This window comes from Chryseobacterium sp. WG23, from assembly GCF_024586575.1.
GTDB lineage: Bacteria > Bacteroidota > Bacteroidia > Flavobacteriales > Weeksellaceae > Chryseobacterium.
In genome coordinates this window covers 267,411-284,511 of record NZ_JALCZE010000002.1, presented here as the reverse complement: position 1 = coordinate 284,511, position 17,101 = coordinate 267,411, and the positions used below count along the sequence as shown (strand labels likewise).

12 protein-coding genes and 1 tRNA gene are annotated in these 17,101 nt (G+C 36.2%); 7 read left to right on the top strand and 6 right to left on the bottom strand.

Annotated elements, in window-relative coordinates:
• The first annotated feature begins 202 nt into the window (after positions 1–202).
• Positions 203–769 (top strand): hypothetical protein, encoded by a 567-nt coding sequence (locus MP477_RS04025; RefSeq protein ID WP_257189236.1) that lies wholly within the window; start codon positions 203–205, stop codon positions 767–769.
• A 113-nt stretch (positions 770–882) separates the two neighbouring features.
• On the opposite strand, the gene MP477_RS04020 is transcribed toward MP477_RS04025, so the two are convergent.
• Complete coding sequence (locus MP477_RS04020; protein WP_257189235.1) at positions 883–1,659, bottom strand: SOS response-associated peptidase; 777 nt, start codon at positions 1,657–1,659, stop codon at positions 883–885.
• A gap of 485 nt (positions 1,660–2,144) precedes the next feature.
• On the opposite strand from MP477_RS04020, the gene MP477_RS04015 reads away from it, so the two are divergent.
• Positions 2,145–2,375, top strand: coding sequence for a hypothetical protein (locus MP477_RS04015; RefSeq protein ID WP_257189234.1), 231 nt, complete (start codon positions 2,145–2,147; stop codon positions 2,373–2,375).
• Positions 2,376–2,489: 114 nt separating this feature from the next.
• Positions 2,490–4,061, top strand: coding sequence for a recombinase family protein (locus MP477_RS04010; RefSeq protein WP_257189233.1), 1,572 nt, complete (start codon positions 2,490–2,492; stop codon positions 4,059–4,061).
• Here the strand turns inward: MP477_RS04010 and MP477_RS04005 are convergent.
• Positions 4,027–4,100: transfer RNA gene (locus tag MP477_RS04005), tRNA-Arg, on the bottom strand. The genes MP477_RS04010 and MP477_RS04005 overlap by 35 nt on opposite strands.
• A 59-nt stretch (positions 4,101–4,159) precedes the next feature.
• On the opposite strand from MP477_RS04005, the gene MP477_RS04000 reads away from it, so the two are divergent.
• From MP477_RS04000 to MP477_RS03990, 3 genes are read left to right on the top strand one after another with little or no spacing between them, the layout of a single operon-like run.
• Positions 4,160–5,206 (top strand): ABC transporter substrate-binding protein, encoded by a 1,047-nt coding sequence (locus MP477_RS04000; RefSeq protein ID WP_257189232.1) that lies wholly within the window; start codon positions 4,160–4,162, stop codon positions 5,204–5,206.
• A 44-nt stretch (positions 5,207–5,250) separates the two neighbouring features.
• A complete protein-coding gene (gene mtgA, locus MP477_RS03995; protein WP_230036162.1) occupies positions 5,251–5,895 on the top strand; it encodes a monofunctional biosynthetic peptidoglycan transglycosylase in 645 nt (214 codons plus the stop codon).
• A 13-nt stretch (positions 5,896–5,908) separates the two neighbouring features.
• The gene (locus MP477_RS03990) at positions 5,909–7,939 is read left to right on the top strand and encodes a site-specific recombinase (protein ID WP_230036164.1); all 2,031 of its coding nucleotides are present in this window, start codon (positions 5,909–5,911) and stop codon (positions 7,937–7,939) included.
• Between the two features lie 408 nt (positions 7,940–8,347).
• On the opposite strand, the gene MP477_RS03985 is transcribed toward MP477_RS03990, so the two are convergent.
• From MP477_RS03985 to MP477_RS03970, 4 genes are read right to left on the bottom strand one after another with little or no spacing between them, the layout of a single operon-like run.
• Positions 8,348–8,644, bottom strand: a complete 297-nt coding sequence (locus MP477_RS03985; RefSeq protein WP_047486238.1) for a hypothetical protein — start codon at positions 8,642–8,644, stop codon at positions 8,348–8,350.
• Positions 8,634–9,326: a hypothetical protein gene (locus MP477_RS03980; protein WP_257189231.1), complete on the bottom strand. Its 693-nt coding sequence runs from the start codon at positions 9,324–9,326 to the stop codon at positions 8,634–8,636. Before MP477_RS03980 ends, MP477_RS03985 begins: the two co-directional genes overlap by 11 nt.
• Complete coding sequence (locus MP477_RS03975; protein ID WP_257189230.1) at positions 9,323–10,402, bottom strand: DNA replication/repair protein RecF; 1,080 nt, start codon at positions 10,400–10,402, stop codon at positions 9,323–9,325. Before MP477_RS03975 ends, MP477_RS03980 begins: the two co-directional genes overlap by 4 nt.
• Positions 10,403–10,405: 3 nt before the next feature.
• The gene (locus MP477_RS03970) at positions 10,406–11,161 is read right to left on the bottom strand and encodes a hypothetical protein (RefSeq protein ID WP_257189229.1); all 756 of its coding nucleotides are present in this window, start codon (positions 11,159–11,161) and stop codon (positions 10,406–10,408) included.
• A gap of 18 nt (positions 11,162–11,179) precedes the next feature.
• On the opposite strand from MP477_RS03970, the gene MP477_RS03965 reads away from it, so the two are divergent.
• Positions 11,180–17,074 carry an alpha-2-macroglobulin gene (locus MP477_RS03965; RefSeq protein ID WP_257189228.1) on the top strand — a complete coding sequence of 1,965 codons (5,895 nt, stop codon included), beginning with the start codon at positions 11,180–11,182 and terminating at the stop codon, positions 17,072–17,074.
• The last annotated feature ends 27 nt before the right edge of the window (positions 17,075–17,101 follow it).

Genomic DNA, 17,101 nt, shown 5'->3' with positions numbered 1-17,101 from the left:
TTTCGACCTCTAAAAATATGGAGTGACATATTTTAGAATATTGTCTTTTCCATAAAGGCGTTTCTATACATGATTCATTGAAAGGAATGCTTATGTTATCACGATATTAGAGGTATAAATTCAGTTTATTAAGTTTGTCAAAGTAAATCTTTTTTTATTAACACAATTAACTCATAACCAATTTAAAAACTATCCTGTTCTAATGGAAAAGTCACAACAAGAAATTAACGAAATTCAACAAAAATACAGTAAACAGATTGAGCAAATGCGTAAAATGTTATTAAACATCTATGCTGTTGCTAATATCAGATTTTGGTATTCATGTTTATCCAACTTTCGTAAGTCAGATGACATGTTTAAAGATATCATGCAGATGGATGCATTCGCAACGAGCATAATTATATCATATGGAAGAATTTTTGGTAAAGGAACGGGAACTAGTAAGCTTGAAGCGAAAATTATACCGCTAGATCTTCTTCATATCCATAACGAAATTATTGACTTTAGGCATGCTAAGTATGCTCATCATGGAGAACTTTCAAGTTTTGAAAAAGATATAGAAATTAATTACGTAGACTCAAGCTTTATTATAAATCCCAAGCTTGAAGTAGGAGTATGGTTAGGCGCTCCTAAAAAATGGGCTCCATTGTTTGAATGGCTAGATGGCTACATGTATGATACATTTCAGGGCAAACTAGCTTCTTTAACGAAAGAAACCGGAATAGAATGGAAGTTTCCACATGGTCCGGCTCCTTCTTGGATTAAGTAGACATTAGCGATTTAATTATACTGAGGACGACATCATATCAAAAGGAATTGAGCATACCCTCGATTTCATAGTTTTGGAAATTGATCTTTTAGCAATAAGTATGAATTCTTCTATTAAACCTCATAGGTAAGTTCAGGGACTTCCGAATACACAAAGGCTTTGGTTGGAGTGCCGGTTGTCTTAAAATCTTTTTCGATCGTATAAGCATCCATTTCAGAAGCGCTGATTTGATAAGTTGCAAGTTCTGTAATGCGCTCTTCACTCAGATCCTCCATCATCCATTCCCACGCAAGTTCATCCGGTAACATAGTAGGCATCCGGTTTTTTGAATTATGAATCTGTCTCATGAGCGGATTTGCTTCGGTAGTTACAAGCGCTACCGTATCCACCGTTTCGCCTGTATCCTTGTCAGTCCAATTTTGCCAGATAGCTGCAATGAAAAAATATTCCTTTCCCTTAAGTCCGATATGGTAAGGATATTTGTCTGCTGTTTTCAGGGGTTTATTGGTTTTCTTGTTAAGACGGTAAATATGTCTCCATTCGTAAAATTCACTAGATAGGATTAAGCATCTTCTTTCCAGCGCTGCTTTCCGGAACATTTTTTCACGACCAGTAGTTTCATCTATCAATAAAAGTTCTTCACCTTTGGCGTTTAACGTTGTATAAGGCTGATGCCATTTGCCATTATCGTCCTTGTAGCCAAAACGCATCTTTTTTACATTTTCTCTATTTTTTACATACGTCGGAATGAAGCCCCATTCCATTTGCACGATGTCGAAGTTACATTTATCTTCTGTTGGTCGTAAAACGGCGATATTTCCGTAGTTGAAGCCTTCATGTATTTCTTGATCTAAAAAATCATAATTCATGACCGCCTTTTCAAGATCCATTAAGCGAATGAATTCGTCTCTAGATACCCGTTGTCCATTGTAATAACACATACGATTAAGTTTTTAAATGTTCACTAATTTCTCTACCGAATAGCTCTGCCTCTATTTGTCTTCCTTGTGGAACACTAGTCCAGACTTCACCTGCCCACGTTTTGGCTGAAGTTATTACCAAGGGAGCTCTATTATCGTCAAAAACGAGACGAAAAATCTGCTGATCCCGTACGGTGTGTTCATTTACAACAACTTTTAAGCCATTGACCTCGATTTCAAACTTATTGTTCTCGAACAAATTACCCATATTATATAACATTACTATTCGCCTATATAAATTTAGCAATTCTTGGTGATAATCAATGCAAAACGAAGCATTCCATTAAACAGAGATTATTAGGAAAATGTAGGCTATTTAGGGTAAATACTACACTGATTTAAATGGTGGCCATGCAATGTTGGTAATTTTTCGATTCCGAAAATAATTATGCATAATGGCTACAAAAAAAAGAAGAAATGGAAGCAGTTATAGTGGGAATGGTTCAAATTTAAAAGATATTGGACTTGACCACCTTATGAAATTAGATGAGTTGCCCATTGAACAGTCAATGATAATGTTAAAAGAGGCTGGTATTGATGTGGATGAAGAGGAAGCTACTAAAATTATGGAGTTTTTGCATCTATTGGCATGGATCACCATCAAGGAAATATTCTCTCCCGATTAAAAGTTTTTTGTAATTTTGTGTAATTAGATTTTCTAGTAAATTTTTAAGGATCAGACGGTTGCCAATTCTCTTGTTGGCACTTCTAATTTCATTACCAAATTAAATAACTGAATTATGATCGCAGATTTATATATACGAGTATCTACAGACGAACAGGCGGATAAGGGGTACTCGCAGAGGGATCAGGAAGAGCGTTTGCGTCTTCACTGTGATAGGCTAGCTATAAAGATCGACAGAGTAATTTTCGAAGACCATTCTGCCAAAAGTTTTGATCGGCCGGAATGGAAAAATTATCTACAAAGTTTCAAAAGGAGTCGCGGATATCGCGAGGAGCGGTTAATATTGTTTACTAAATGGGACAGATTCAGCAGGAATACCTCCGAAGCCTACCAAATGATTGGTCACCTTAAAAAAAATAATGTATTACCTCAGGCAATTGAACAGCCATTGGATCTAAGTATACCCGAAAATAAAGTACTCTTGGCTATTTACCTGTCAACTCCTGAAGTAGAGAATGATAGGAGAGCACTAAACGTGACCAATGGTATGCGACGTGCAATTAAGGAGGGGCGGTTGATGGGGATAGCCCCTTACGGATATGTAAACAAGTGTACTGAGGATGGTAGAAAGTATGTTGCAGTTAAACAACCAGAAGCTTCGAATATAATTTGGGCTTTTGAACAAGTGGCAAAAGGCCATCTTCCCACTGCAAAGGTGAGAGTTGAAATGAATAAGAGAGAGGGTAAAAATATTTCAAGTAATGCCTTTATGGTTGCAATGAGGAATGTTACGTATTGTGGTAAAATATATGTGCGTGCTTATAAAAATGAAGAGGAGGATATTGTACAAGGAAAACATGAGGCATTGATTTCAGAGGAGTTGTTTTTAAAGGTTCAGCATGTCCTGAAAAAGAAAGGTACAAAAGATCTTAGATTGCCAGGAGGCAGAATAATCAATGAAGAAAGATATCCTCTCCGTGGTCTTCTGCTTTGTCCTAATTGCGGAAAGAATCTGACGGCGAGTAGTTCAAAGGGGCATACAAAACATTATTACTATTATCATTGTAACACAGCCTGCGGATTTAGACACCATTCTGATAAAGTTAACAAACTTTTTGAAGAAGAGCTTTCCAAATATGATTTTCCGACAGGAATCCTAGAAATATTAAAGAAGATCATCGTAAAAAATACAAAGTCTACTTCTGAGAATTTTGATGGTGAGCGTAGTAATCTTAAGAGCAGAATCACTGAATTAAATGATAGAATTAGTAAGGCACGGGATATGTACCTATCGGACAAAATTGATGAAGAGGATTTTAGGGATATTAAAAATCGATATAAAGGAGAACTGGATGACCTTGAATATAAACTTAGCCAATTGGTAAAGTCAGATAAAAAAGAAGGGGTAGAAGATAAAATTAGCAAAGCACTAAAAATAGTTGGAAATATTTCAGAAAGGTATATAAATGCTAGCCCTATAGACAAGCGAGCAATTGTAAGTTTGATATACCCTGAAAAGATAATTTTTGATGGAAGCGATTTTCAAACTAGCAAAATCAATTCTTTTGTTGACAATATCTTACTGATTAGGAGGGAGTTATCTAAGCAAAAAAAAGGGGATTTAAATTCGAAAAATTTAAACCCCCGTCTTGTGACCTCGACAGGATTCAAACCTGTAACCTTCTGAGCCGTAATCAGATGCGCTATTCAGTTGCGCCACGAGGCCGTTGTTACCTTGTTGTTTAACGGTTTGCAAATATAGCACTTTTTTCTTTTCTTTGAAAGATGAAACAAAGAATTTTACTTCTATTCACGGTTTTTTCGCTAATTGCCTGTAAAAGAGAATCAAAAATTTCGTCCTTAGATTGGACCCATATCTCCAATCGTACCCAATTTAAAGAGCATGACGGGGCTCTGCAACTGAAATCGGGAAATTTTACCTATAATTTTAATAAAAACCAGACTCCTTTTAAGAAAATTATCCTGTTAAATGCGAGTATGGCTGGCTATATTTCAGCCCTTGGAGCAGAAAACCTAATCATTGGAGTTTCAAGTCCGGAATATATTTATTCGGAAAAAATTCTGAACCTGCTTAAAGAAGGAAAGATCCAAAATGTGGGAAGTGAGCAGAAATACGATGTAGAGAAGATTATTTCTATGAAACCGGATGCTATTTTTACCAATCATATCGCAAGTTTTGATAATACATATGAACTGTTAAAAAATAATGGAATTCAGGTGATATTTCTCGATGAGTACATGGAGCAGCAACCCATGGAAAAAACAGCCTATATAAAACTTTTTGGAGAATTTTTAGGAAAAGAAAAAGAAGCGGAGGCAAAATACCAGGAAGTGGAAAAGAATTATGGTGATCTGAAAAAGCTGGCATTAAAAGCAAAAGAAAAACCTGTTGTTTTAGCTAATGAAATGTATGGTAATGTTTGGTACCTTCCGGGGGGTAATACCTCTGTTGCCCATTATATTGCTGATGCCAATGCTTCCTATATCTTAAAGGACAATAAAGATGAAAAGGCCTTAACGATGAGCTTTGAAGAAGTCTACGCGAAAACAGGCAATGTACAGTATTGGGTGAATGCAGGAAGCCACGCTTCAAAAAAAGAAATGCTGAAAATGAATGCTTTCTATGGAAAACTGAATGTATTCAATAAAGGGAAAATATATACGATTGCCGGAAAAGAAAAGCAAAAAGCCAATGATTTCTTTGAAAGTGGAGTGGTGAGAGCAGATCTTATCCTTAAAGATTATATTAAAATCTTCCATCCCGAACTTCTGCCGGATTATCAGCTAACCTATATGAAAGAGTTGCAGTAACTCGTACTATTTGCTTATTTTTGCACTTCCTTTTACGATAACTTATGTGGAAAAAAATTAAACAGCTGATTTTCATTGTTCTTGTTCTGAATGTCGTTTTTATCATTTGGGGTAGATTTTTCAATCCGCCTGTTACCATTACCCAGATAGGAGGGCTTTTTGAGTACGGAAAATTACACAGAGATTATATTTCCTATGATGAAATGGGAAACAATGTGAAAAAGGCAGTCATTGCTTCCGAAGATCAGAAATTCTTTGATCATAACGGATTCGATTATACTGCGATTGAAAAAGCAATGAAGCATAATGAACAGGGCAAAAAAATAAGAGGAGGAAGTACGATTTCCCAACAGACGGCAAAAAATGTTTTTCTTTGGCAGGGCAGAAGCTGGATAAGAAAAGGATTGGAAGCCGTATATACCTTTATCATTGAAAAAGTATGGAGCAAAGATATTATCCTTGAAAGGTACCTGAACTCTATTGAAATGGGGCAGGGTGTATTTGGAGTAGAAGCTGCAGCTCAATATTATTTTGGTAAATCATCCAGGGATTTAAGTGCTTCAGATGCAGCGTGGATTGCCGCAGTATTGCCCAATCCGAAAAAATATGATCCTAAAAATCCATCCCCTTATTTAAGGAAGAAACATAATTGGATCATGAGGCAGATGAGGAATGTGAGTTTGAAATAGTATCTTTGTACTAATGAAATTGTTTAATTCCAGCACAAATTTTGAGTCAGTTCTTAAAAAATACTTTTCTTTTAAGAACGAAACCCTTTCTTTAGAACCATTTGCAGAGTTTTTAGAGAGCATTAAAAGGGCAGATTTTACTTATGTGCTTAATTTTCTCAGAAGCAATCCTAATTTTGCTGAGAATTTTAAATACTATATACACAATATTTTTAGAGGCAGGCCTTTCAACCTGTCCCTGACAGAAGCCAATATCCTTTCTGAAAATGCTTTCTTTCCGGAACTTAAAAAAAGGATCCTGAATAAGGTTTTACCTCCCGTAGAAAATGAAAAGACGGTGTGGTATATGATTGATAATGTAAGTATGAGGCCTAAAACGGATCTGAAATACATGCATAATCTTCCTGAAAATGAGATGGATGAGTTTTTGGTAATGTTAGGAGCTTCTGATTTTATAATCAAGCCCAACATTAAAAAGGAGCTTATTTTCTCTATGAATATCCTTTCCTGGAGGGTTACAGGGATGGCTATGGAAGTGGAAGTGGTGAGAATGGCCCCACAGTACAGAAATCTTGATAATCCGTTTCTTGCCCTTCAGAATGAGTTGGAGGCATTAGCCGAAGACCTTACTACAGATCCCGATTTACAGCTGCACTCTAAAGATAGCCGGTATAAGCAGATCAAAATCTATACAGAACATTGTCAGGAATTTGTAAACATAGCTTTTAAAAATTCAGCTAAATATGGTATTTCAGGAAAGATTAATCAATCATTGCTGAAGATCCGCCAGCAGACGGAAAGGATCTATGAAATTGTGCAGTTGCTTGTTATTGATACGGAGGAAGATGTGATGATCAAATCAAAGCAATTGATCTTTAATATCCTGAACTATAAATCTCATAAAAATAATATAGCAGACCTGATCAACGACAGTACAAGGTTGATTTCCCATCTTATTACCAACCATACGGCAGAAGCAGGAACCCATTATATCACCTCTACCCGTAAAGAATATATGACTATGTTCTATAAAGCGAGTGGTGGTGGAATTATTGTAGGAGCGCTTTGCGTATTAAAAATGCTATACGGATATATCCCCGGAAGTGATTTTTCGCACGCATTCCTATACTCTATGAACTATGCCATGGGATTTGTGATGATTTATCTGATGGGATTTACTCTGGCCACAAAACAGCCTGCAATGACTGCCGCTACGATGACAAAAGTACTGTCTGAAGAAGGAAACAGCAAAAGACACAATACGGAATTTGCCCATCTGGTATCAAAATTATTCAGAAGTCAGTTTATAGCATTTGTAGGAAATGTACTGCTGGCTTTCCCTATTGCCCTTGCCATTATTTATGGTTTGGATGTCTTTTTCTCTCAAAATCTTGCAGTAGAGAGATCCGATAAGCTGTTAAAAGACCTCGATCCTTTCAAATCCAAAGCAATTCTGCATGCGAGTATTGCCGGATTTTATCTTTTTATTTCAGGAATCATCTCAGGGAATATTGGAAACAACTCTGTATTTTATCAGATCCCGGAAAGAATTGCCAAAAATTTGTCTATCAGAAATTTTCTCGGAAAGAAGTTTGCGAAAGGACTGTCGAAATATTACGCTAAAAACTGGCCCGGAATTGTTTCCAATTTCTGGTTTGGTGTATTCCTTGGGGCCACTGCTCCGGTAGGAATGTTCTTCGGGTTGGATCTTGATATCAGACACATTACCTTCGCAGCCGGAAACTTTGCATTAGGACTTTACGGAAAAGATTTCTCAGTAGATTCCTATACTTTTTGGATATCTTTCTTTACCGTATTCCTGATAGGATTCTTCAACTTCCTGGTGAGTTTTAGTTTATCGATGTTCTTAGCCTTTAGATCAAGAAAAATGAATTTCGGTCAGGTGAGCGAAATATATAAGGAAATATTCAGGTATTTTGTGAAACATCCGCTGAAGTTCTTCCTGCCATTGAGCTCAGGCTTGGATAAAAAAGCAGATGACCTCATGAGCAATACAATCTCTAATAAATCTGAAGAACATTAAACTGTTTCAGGATATAGATACAATACATAAAAAATGCTACTCCAGGTAGCATTTTTTTTTATGAGTTCATCTGTAAAAAGAAATTACAGTATTTTACGGAGAGGATATTCTGTTTTTCTTTTCAAAAAACACATTGTTTTAGTCTTTAGATACAAGGTATTACAATCGGGCACATAGCCGGAAGTTGTCCCCAAAGTGCGCATTCTCCTGTATCACAATACGTTTGACAGCATATCATGCGCCCAGCTCCGTTAATTTGTTTAAGTTCTTTGTTTGTTAACTTTTTTAAAGAAAGTACTTTTTTCATGGTAATTTGATTTATTTTATAATGCTAAATATATCAATTAATTTTGAGATAACTTCCTTATTTTAGTGAAAAAAACAGGGTGAAAATCGAATAGAGTTAAGCTACAATATTTGAAGGTCATTCAGTTTATCTGTTCCGAATTTGTCCTGAAACTTTTTCAGATAAAAGCTTTTACGCATTTTAAAATCGTTTTTCAATAAAGGAGAGTCAATTTTAATAATGATGCATCCTTTTTCAATATTCACACTCCTGATTTCATTAAAGAGGCTGGCATCAAGATAATCTTCCAGAAAATCTTTGATTTCAAAGGCCACCAGTTTGTCCTCAAAACCATAGATTCTGGCAAAAGATTTTACAAGTTCAGACGATTGATATTCACGTTTTTTCTTATTTTTCATGCTGTTTTTTCTGTAGATAGTCAGTTGTTAATCCTTTGTTTTTGAAAAACTTTTCTAGATAAGGATAAAGAAATTCACAGGTCTCAATGGGTTCCAACATACCTTTTGGAGAAGATTCTATTTCGGAACATTCGAAGCAAATCTCAAAGTAAGCAAAAACCTTATCATTCTCATCATAAAAAAGTATGGCATTTCTTGGGAAAAAACATCCGCTTTTAGAGGTGAAATCGATATAATACTTGTTGCAGGTATCATATAGGATCGCAGTAAGTTCTGATATTTCTGTGATTGTTAAGGTTTTTGATTCCTTTATTCCTTCATGATATTCTTTTTCAATCAACTCTCTTAGTTCAACAGGCTCAGGACTTTTTTTAAAACTTTCATAATATCCCTTGAGATCAGAACTGTCTGATTTTGTTTTTGGAGTGGGTGGAGGAGGTACATAGTTGTTTTTTCCACTAAAATCCAGATTATAAGAAATAATTTTAATTTTAGCAGCTTTATTAAAAGGAAACCTGCTGATTCTCTTCTGTAGTGGGATAGGCTTGAAATCTTTATTAACTTCACCATGTTGATGAGAATGATAATCATCCAGCAGATCTACTGCTTTTTTTCTTTTCTTCTGACTAAAAGAAAAGAAAAAAAGCAGTGAAAATATAATGATGTAAATTCTTTGAATCATATCTCAAAAATTATACTTTCCTCGTTAATTTTTTTTACCACACTTTCGGTACGTTCCCTGTGGGTATCGGTAATAAAGATCTGTCCGAAACTTTCCTTATTCACGAGTTCAATCAACTGGGAAACCCTGGTGTCATCAAGCTTATCAAAGATGTCATCCAGGAGAAGGATAGGTGTTTTATTGGTGAGCTCTTTTACAAGACTCATCTGCGCCAGTTTTAAGGAGATCAGAAAAGATTTCTGCTGCCCCTGAGAGCCAATTTTTTTGATTAAAACACGGTCCATTTCGAAAAGAAGATCATCTTTATGAATCCCTTTTGAAGTGTAGGTAAGCATCCGGTCTCTATCAATATTTTCTTTTAAAAGTTCTTCAAAAGACTTCTCTAATAAATGAGATTCATAGATCACCGATACGGTTTCTTTTCCTCCAGAAATAATCTGATAAAAATTCTGGACAATAGGATTTAACTGTTCTACAAACTCTTTTCTTTTCTTAAAAATTTTGGTTCCGAATTGGGTAATCGGACTGTCATAAATTTCCAATGAATCCTTGTCCCATACTCTGTTTTTAGCAAAATATTTTAGCAAAGCATTTCTTTGCTGGATGGTTTTCTGATATTGGATCAGGTCAAAAAGGTATTCGGAATCCGTTTGAGAGATCATAGAATCCAGAAACTTCCGTCTGCTTTCCCCTGAATCCGAGATAAGGTTGGAGTCATAAGGAGAGATCATTACACTCGGAAGATACCCGATATGATCAGCCATTCTGTCGTAGCTTTTATCATTTTTTTTGATCACCTTCTTAGCTTCCTTAGGCTGGGTGATTCTAATGATATCTTCACTGTCTTCATGCTGCACTTCAGCGTCGATGGTGAAAAAATCTTCTTCTCTTTTAATATTATTGAGGTCGGTGTTTCCCAAAAAACTTTTCCCTACCGATAAATAGTGCAGGGCATCCAGAATATTGGTCTTTCCCGCACCGTTATTTCCAACGAAACAGTTAATTTGCGGCGAAAATTCAAACTTCTTTTCTGAATGGTTTTTGAAATTGTAAAGAGAGAGTTTCTTGATAATCATTCGTCAAAAATACTCCATTATTAGTAAAAATAAAAAAGGAAGTGCAGAGCAGGTTTCCACTCCAAATGAAAAGTAAGCGTCATCTCTTTTATTATCAGCGAAATAGATGAGAATATAAGTGAAGATGCCGGATAAGAAAAATGCTGCGGCATACAGGGGCTGAAGGTAAAAAATTCCAAGAAGAGTACTGATGAACACCAGCGCGTAAGCAATATATTTGGTATTCTGAACACCTATCAGCATCGGAAATGTTTTTACCGTGTCACTGTTCATATCCCGGATGTCGAAAGGAAGAACCAATGCCGTGATAAAGAAAAAACTGATCAGGAAAATCGGAATATCAAATTCAGGGAGTGTCAGCCAGCAGTTGACCAATGCCCAGACTAATCCTACATAAAAAACCTTCAGTAACGGAATCTTCCGGATATACACATCTAGAAAAAAGCTGTTGTAGAGTAATCCAAGTACAACAATAATAAACCATTTCAGAAGTCTTATTTCATTGTGATTATGGATGATTAAAAAAGCACAAATGATCCCGGCTACAGCATTTAAAACCAGTATTTTGAGAAAATGCTTAGTGTATTGATACTTAGTGTACAGATACCCACTGAAATACGTGATGAAAATTAACAGGATTGTAGGCAAACGGAATGTGTTTTGCTCTTTCATGAAAAATACTGCAAAAAAAGTTCCCATTAAAGAGACATAAATTTGGCTGTCTATGAAGGTTTTTTTCAGTATTTTTAAAATGTTCATTTATCAAAATTAATATATATGAAAAGATTTTCCAAGATATTTATGCTTTTGCTTCTAATGCTGTGCTTTTCACCGGCTTTTGCGCAAAAATATTATGATGCCCAGTGGAAAAAAATTGTTGAAAACAGTACCAAGGGAGCTTACAAATCTAATCTTCCCATTATTTTAGACATACAAAACCAGGCAATGAAAGAAAATAATGCACTCCAGCTGATCCGTTCTTTAAAGGCGGAATTCAGTATTGTAAACCAAACCGTAGATGATGATCAGAATGATGCTGCTTCAAAATTCTTTGGAAAACTTCAGAAAGCGGAGGAAAAGCTGAAAGGAGAAGAAAAGTTGGTATACAAAGTTCTGTTAAATGGCTTTTTTCTGGATTATTACAACCAAAATTCCTGGAAAATAGACGGAAGAACGAATATCAATTCCCAGGATCTTTCACAAATTGAGACCTGGAGTAAACTGGATTTTAAAAATTATTTAACCAAAGCTTATCAGGATCTTGATCAGCAGAAGGCAGAAATGAAAAAAATCTCTTTAATAAAATATAAGGAAGTATTTTCAGGGGTTAAAAACATAGCTTATTTTCCTACCTTATTTGATTGGTATGCGTTGAAGAAGATCTCTTTTCTGTCCGAAAACAATATATTCACAAAGAATGAACTTGCAGAAAACCGTACGTCAATCAATGCGGTCTTTGATGAACTGATTGCACAGAATGAAGGGAATCCGAAGTTATACTTTATGAAAGAAAAATTGGTTGAAAACTGTAATTTTAATCAATGTAAAGATAAACTTGAACAGCTGAGGGGACTTGTAAAATCTAATGTAGACGGCGATTATAAAGTGCTCATCATGGAAGATATCATGAATGAGCTGATTGCCAAAAAGAAAACAAAAGAAGCCATTGCCATTGCTGCACAGGCTAAAAGCGAATATCCAAAATCTCCGTTTCTGGAGAATATTAAAAATAAGGAAAATCAGATTATCAACCCATTGCTGAACATTAAATATGAGCAGCAGACCCAGAACAACCTGCCGATCCACTTTATGGCAGAATATAAAAATGTTGAAGAGTTTTCTTTGAATATTTATGAAGTAAAAGATAATTTCACTTCACTGCTCCAGTATATTCAAAACTCATACGGCAATACATTTGAGAAGGTTAAAAAGAATCTGGTAAGAAAAGAAACGTATCAGCTTTCGGATCCTAAAGATTATCAGCTTCACAAAACTTCGCTGGAGATAAAGCCCCTTCCTTCAGGGGTGTATGTTGTGGAATATTCGGTGGCAGGAGCAGATTTAAAGAATATAGATGCTAAACAGAATTTTTACTTCCTGGTGTCCGGGAACAAAATTATCTATCAGAATAAAACAGACCGAAATCCGCTTTCCAACGAATTGAAATTGGTGAATAGTGGAAACGGACAGCCTGCTGCTAATGAAAATCTTGTGTTTTATGAATTTATAGCGAATAAAACATTAAATAAAGTAGAGGGGAAGACCAATGAAAAAGGAGTTTTTAAATTTCCTTCTACAGCAAGCAATGAATATTACAGAACCTTCCTGATCCAACAGCCTAAGACTAATGATTTCCAGATCATGCAGGTGTACGGAAACAGAGGAAATGTGGAAGATTATAATCCGAACAAACAATCCCGTACTACGGCGCAGATCTTTACAGACAGAGCGATATACAGACCCGGACAGACGGTATATTTCAAAGTAGTCAATACGAAGCTGGAAAAAGAAGTGGAATCTGTACTTTCAGGATGGAAGCAGAAAATAACGCTGGTGGATACCAATAGCCAGGACGTTTCCTCACAAGACTTTACCACCAATGAGTTTGGTTCTTATCATGGCAGCTTTATTCTTCCAAAAGGTAAGCTGAACGGTACTTTTTACCTGAGAACAGACGGAGAAACCCAGGGTTATAAAGACATCAGGGTTGAAGAGTACAAAAGACCTAAGTTTGAAGTAAGTTTCGATCCTGTAAAAGAGGAATATAAATATGGACAAACCATAGATCTGAAAGGAAAAGCACTGATGTTTTCGGGAGTGGCGTTAAGCAATACCACTGTGCATTACGAAATTAAAAAGCACAATATCAGGTGGAGGTATTTCTCATGGTATCCACAGAATGATACCAATGAAAATTCTATCCTTGGAGAGACTAAAACGAATGAAAAAGGAGAATTTGTGATTCATTTGGATCTTAAAAAAGATGAAAAGCTGGAAGGCATACAGATTGATAATTACGAGATCAATGCTTCAGTGACAGACATTAATGGGGAGACACAGTCTGCCAATACCCAGCTGAAAGTAGCTTCAGTTTCTCACTACATTAAAGCCGATAATATTCAAAATACATTCACTGGTGAAAATGTAAACCTGAAAGTAGAAACAAAGAACTATAACGAACAGAATCTTAAGAAATCTTACCAGGTTAAATTATCTAAACTTAGCGCACCGGATCGTATTTTCAGGGATAATTTTAAGTCTGAAATTCAAAATCTTCCGAAATATTCAAAAGAAGAATTTATCAGCAAGTTTCCGCATGATCTGTTTGACAAGAATGATGAAATTAAAAACTGGAAAACAGAAAAAGTTCTGATAGAAAAACAACAGCCGGCATCAACGGATAATGCTCAGCTTTCAACTCAATTAGACTTAGGAAAGCTTGAGGCAGGAGATTATCAGCTGGAGCTATTCAATATAGAAGGAAAGGATACTATTAAATCTTCCCAATATTTCAGTGTTTGGGACAAAACTTCTTTGAAACCTGTACAAAAAACATTCCTGACTGTTATAGCTCCGAAAGATGAAGTGTCAAGGGGTGAGAAAGTGAAAATATATGTGTATTCTGCGATTCCTGATGCGTGGGTGAATGTCTTTGTTCAGGATGGATCAGGAAAAACAGTTTCAGAAACCCATCAGCTTAAAAAAGGACTGTTGGAATATACTGCTGATGTTCCAAAAGACAAAGGAGTTTCACAGTTGAATATCCAGTTCCAGGTCGTTGCGTTTAATGATGTGAATACCCAGGCCGTAGCTTTAAAAATAAAAGATTCCGAACAGCCTTTAAAAATTGAAACCATAACATTCAGAGATAAGCTGGAACCTGATTCGAAAGAAAAATGGACGGTAAAAGTAACAGGAAATCAGAAAGAAAAGGTAAATGCTGAGGTATTAGCCAATATGTACGATATGTCCCTGGATCAGTTTGCTGCCAATACTTTTAGCTGGAATAAATTATATGTACCATTTAGTATTCTTACCTCTTATGATGTCAGAAATTATCTGCAACAGAAAAGTTATCAGAAAAGACTGAAATATTTTAACGGAAATTATGTTGAAGTTCCTAATTTTAACTGGTTTGATGGCAATTTAATCTTTCAGGAATTAAGAGGTAATGTTGCTGGGCTAGAAGTTATGCCAGCTCCTCCTGTTGCAGGAGAAAAAAGTATTGAACAAGTAGCAGTGAGGGGGTATAGTACACAAAAAATGGCAAGAAAAACAAACGCTGCGATTGTTGAGCAGCAGCAAGCAGATGCTGTTGGAGGAGCTGAACCAGATAAAGAAGAAGCGCTGGAAAAAGTTCCTGTTCGTCAGAACCTGAACGAAACAGCATTCTTCTATCCCAATCTTAAAACTGATGCCGAAGGAAATGTAAACTTTGAGTTTACTTCTCCGGAAGCCCTTACAAAATGGAAGCTGATGTTCCTGGCACATACCAAAGATGCAAGAACAGCTACCCTGGAAAAAGAAGTGGTAACACAGAAAGAATTCTCTGTTACTCCAAATTATCCTAGATTCTTAAGAGAAGGGGATGAGTTGAATTTACAGTCAAAATTATCTAACCTAACGGATAAAAAGCTAAATGGTTCTGCAGAATTGCAGATTATAGATGCGTTTACCAATGAAAATATCTCTTCAAAATTTGGAGTGGTATCAGGAACGCAGAATTTTGATCTTCCTGAAAACGGGAACGGCGCATTAACATGGAAATTAAAAGTTCCGGATAATGTATCTTCTATTATTTTAAAAGTAGTGGCAAAAGCAGGAGCTTATTCTGACGGAGAACAGCAGGCTGTAGCAGTATTGCCAAACAGAATGCTGGTGACGGATGCTGTTCCGGTTTTTGTAAAAGAAGGCGAAACAAAAACATTTGTACTGGATAACCTTAAAAATAATAGGTCTGCAACGGCGTCTAATGTTTCCAATACCCTGGAACTGACTACCAATCCGATCTGGGAAATTATGTTTGCCCTTCCAAGTCTTAAAAATGACCAAAACAGCTCTGCAGATGTAATCTTCAATAAATGGTTTGCAGATGTAGTGGCTTCTGAAATTTTCAAGGCTAATCCGAAAATGAAAACCATTTTTGAAGAATATCAGAACAAAGGATTATTAAACTCCAATCTTGAAAAAAATCAGGAGCTGAAGCAGTTGTTATTAGAAGAGACTCCTTGGGTATTGGAAAGTAAAAATGAAGGGGAGCAGATGCAGAAACTGGCATTATTGTTTGATGCCAACACCATGAGAAATTCAATCAACCAGGACTGGGATGATTTTAAAAAGCTTCAAAATCCTGACGGAGGCTTTTCATGGTATGCGGGATATCCAAGCTCTTACGGAACTTCATTATACATTCTTAAAAACCTGGGAAAAATCAACTCATGGGTAAAAGATAATCTGAAAGACTACCAAAGTTCAGAACAGAAGAGTTTAGTGGCCAACCTGATTCAGTATGTGGATAATGAGATCAGCAAATATTATGATTCGAAGAATGGAGATATCTGGAATAACTGGGCTATAGATTATCTGGATACCCGAAACTATTGGGAAAAACAATATCCTTTGAAAGGTAAAGGAGCTACATTGAAATCGCTGGTAAAACAGAAAGCAAAAACGGCAAAAATTACTGACTTTACATTCTTCGGCCTTCACCGTGCTGCATTACTGATGAATGATTACGGCTTGAAAGATGTATCGGATAAATTAATGACTTACCTTAAAGAAACGTCTACAGATACACAAACACAGGGTGTATACTGGAAGCAGAATCTAAATGACTGGGGATGGTTCAGTTCAAAAGTCGTGAACCATGCAGGAGCATTGGAAGCTTTCAATAAACTAAAACCTAACGATCAGAAATTGATTGAAGAAATGAAGATCTGGCTGGTGACACAGAAAGAAGTGAATTCATGGGGAAGCTCAAGAGGAACTTCAGAAGTGATCTTTACCATACTAAATTCAGGAAAATCATGGACCGGTGCCGAAAGTGATAAAGCAACCATTATTTGGGGTGGAAAAGAGCTGGTTCCGCAGACTCAGGCTACAGGCTATGTGAAATCAACGGTAAAAACAGATGGAATAGATAAAAACCTGGCTAGTGTGACGGTTACCAAACCTGGTCCCGGAATTGTTCAGGGAGGATTATTCTGGCAGTATTATGAAGATCTTGATAAGATTAAATCTTCAGAAAACTATATTTCCGTAACCAAAGAGCTGTATAAAAAAGTAAAAACAGTAAACGGAGAAGAGCTTCAGAAAATCTCCCCTGAAACCCCATTAAAAGTAGGGGATAAAGTGACGGTAAGAATGATTCTGAATACAGACAGAGCTATGGAATTTATTCATATTAAAGATATGCGTGCTGCAGGTTTTGAGCCTATCGATGCGCTGTCAGGATATCAGTGGAAAAATAATCTGGGCTATTACCAGTCAGCAAAAGATGCTTCTACCAATTTCTATATCCAGTACATGCCAAAAGGAAAATATGTTTTTGAATATGATGTAGTTGCCAATGCATCCGGGAAGTTCTCTAACGGGATCACAACCATGCAGAATTACTATGCTCCGCAGATGAATGCCCATACAAAAGGAACCGCTGTTCAGATTTTGGAATGATTTTTGGCTATAGGAGGTAATTAGAAT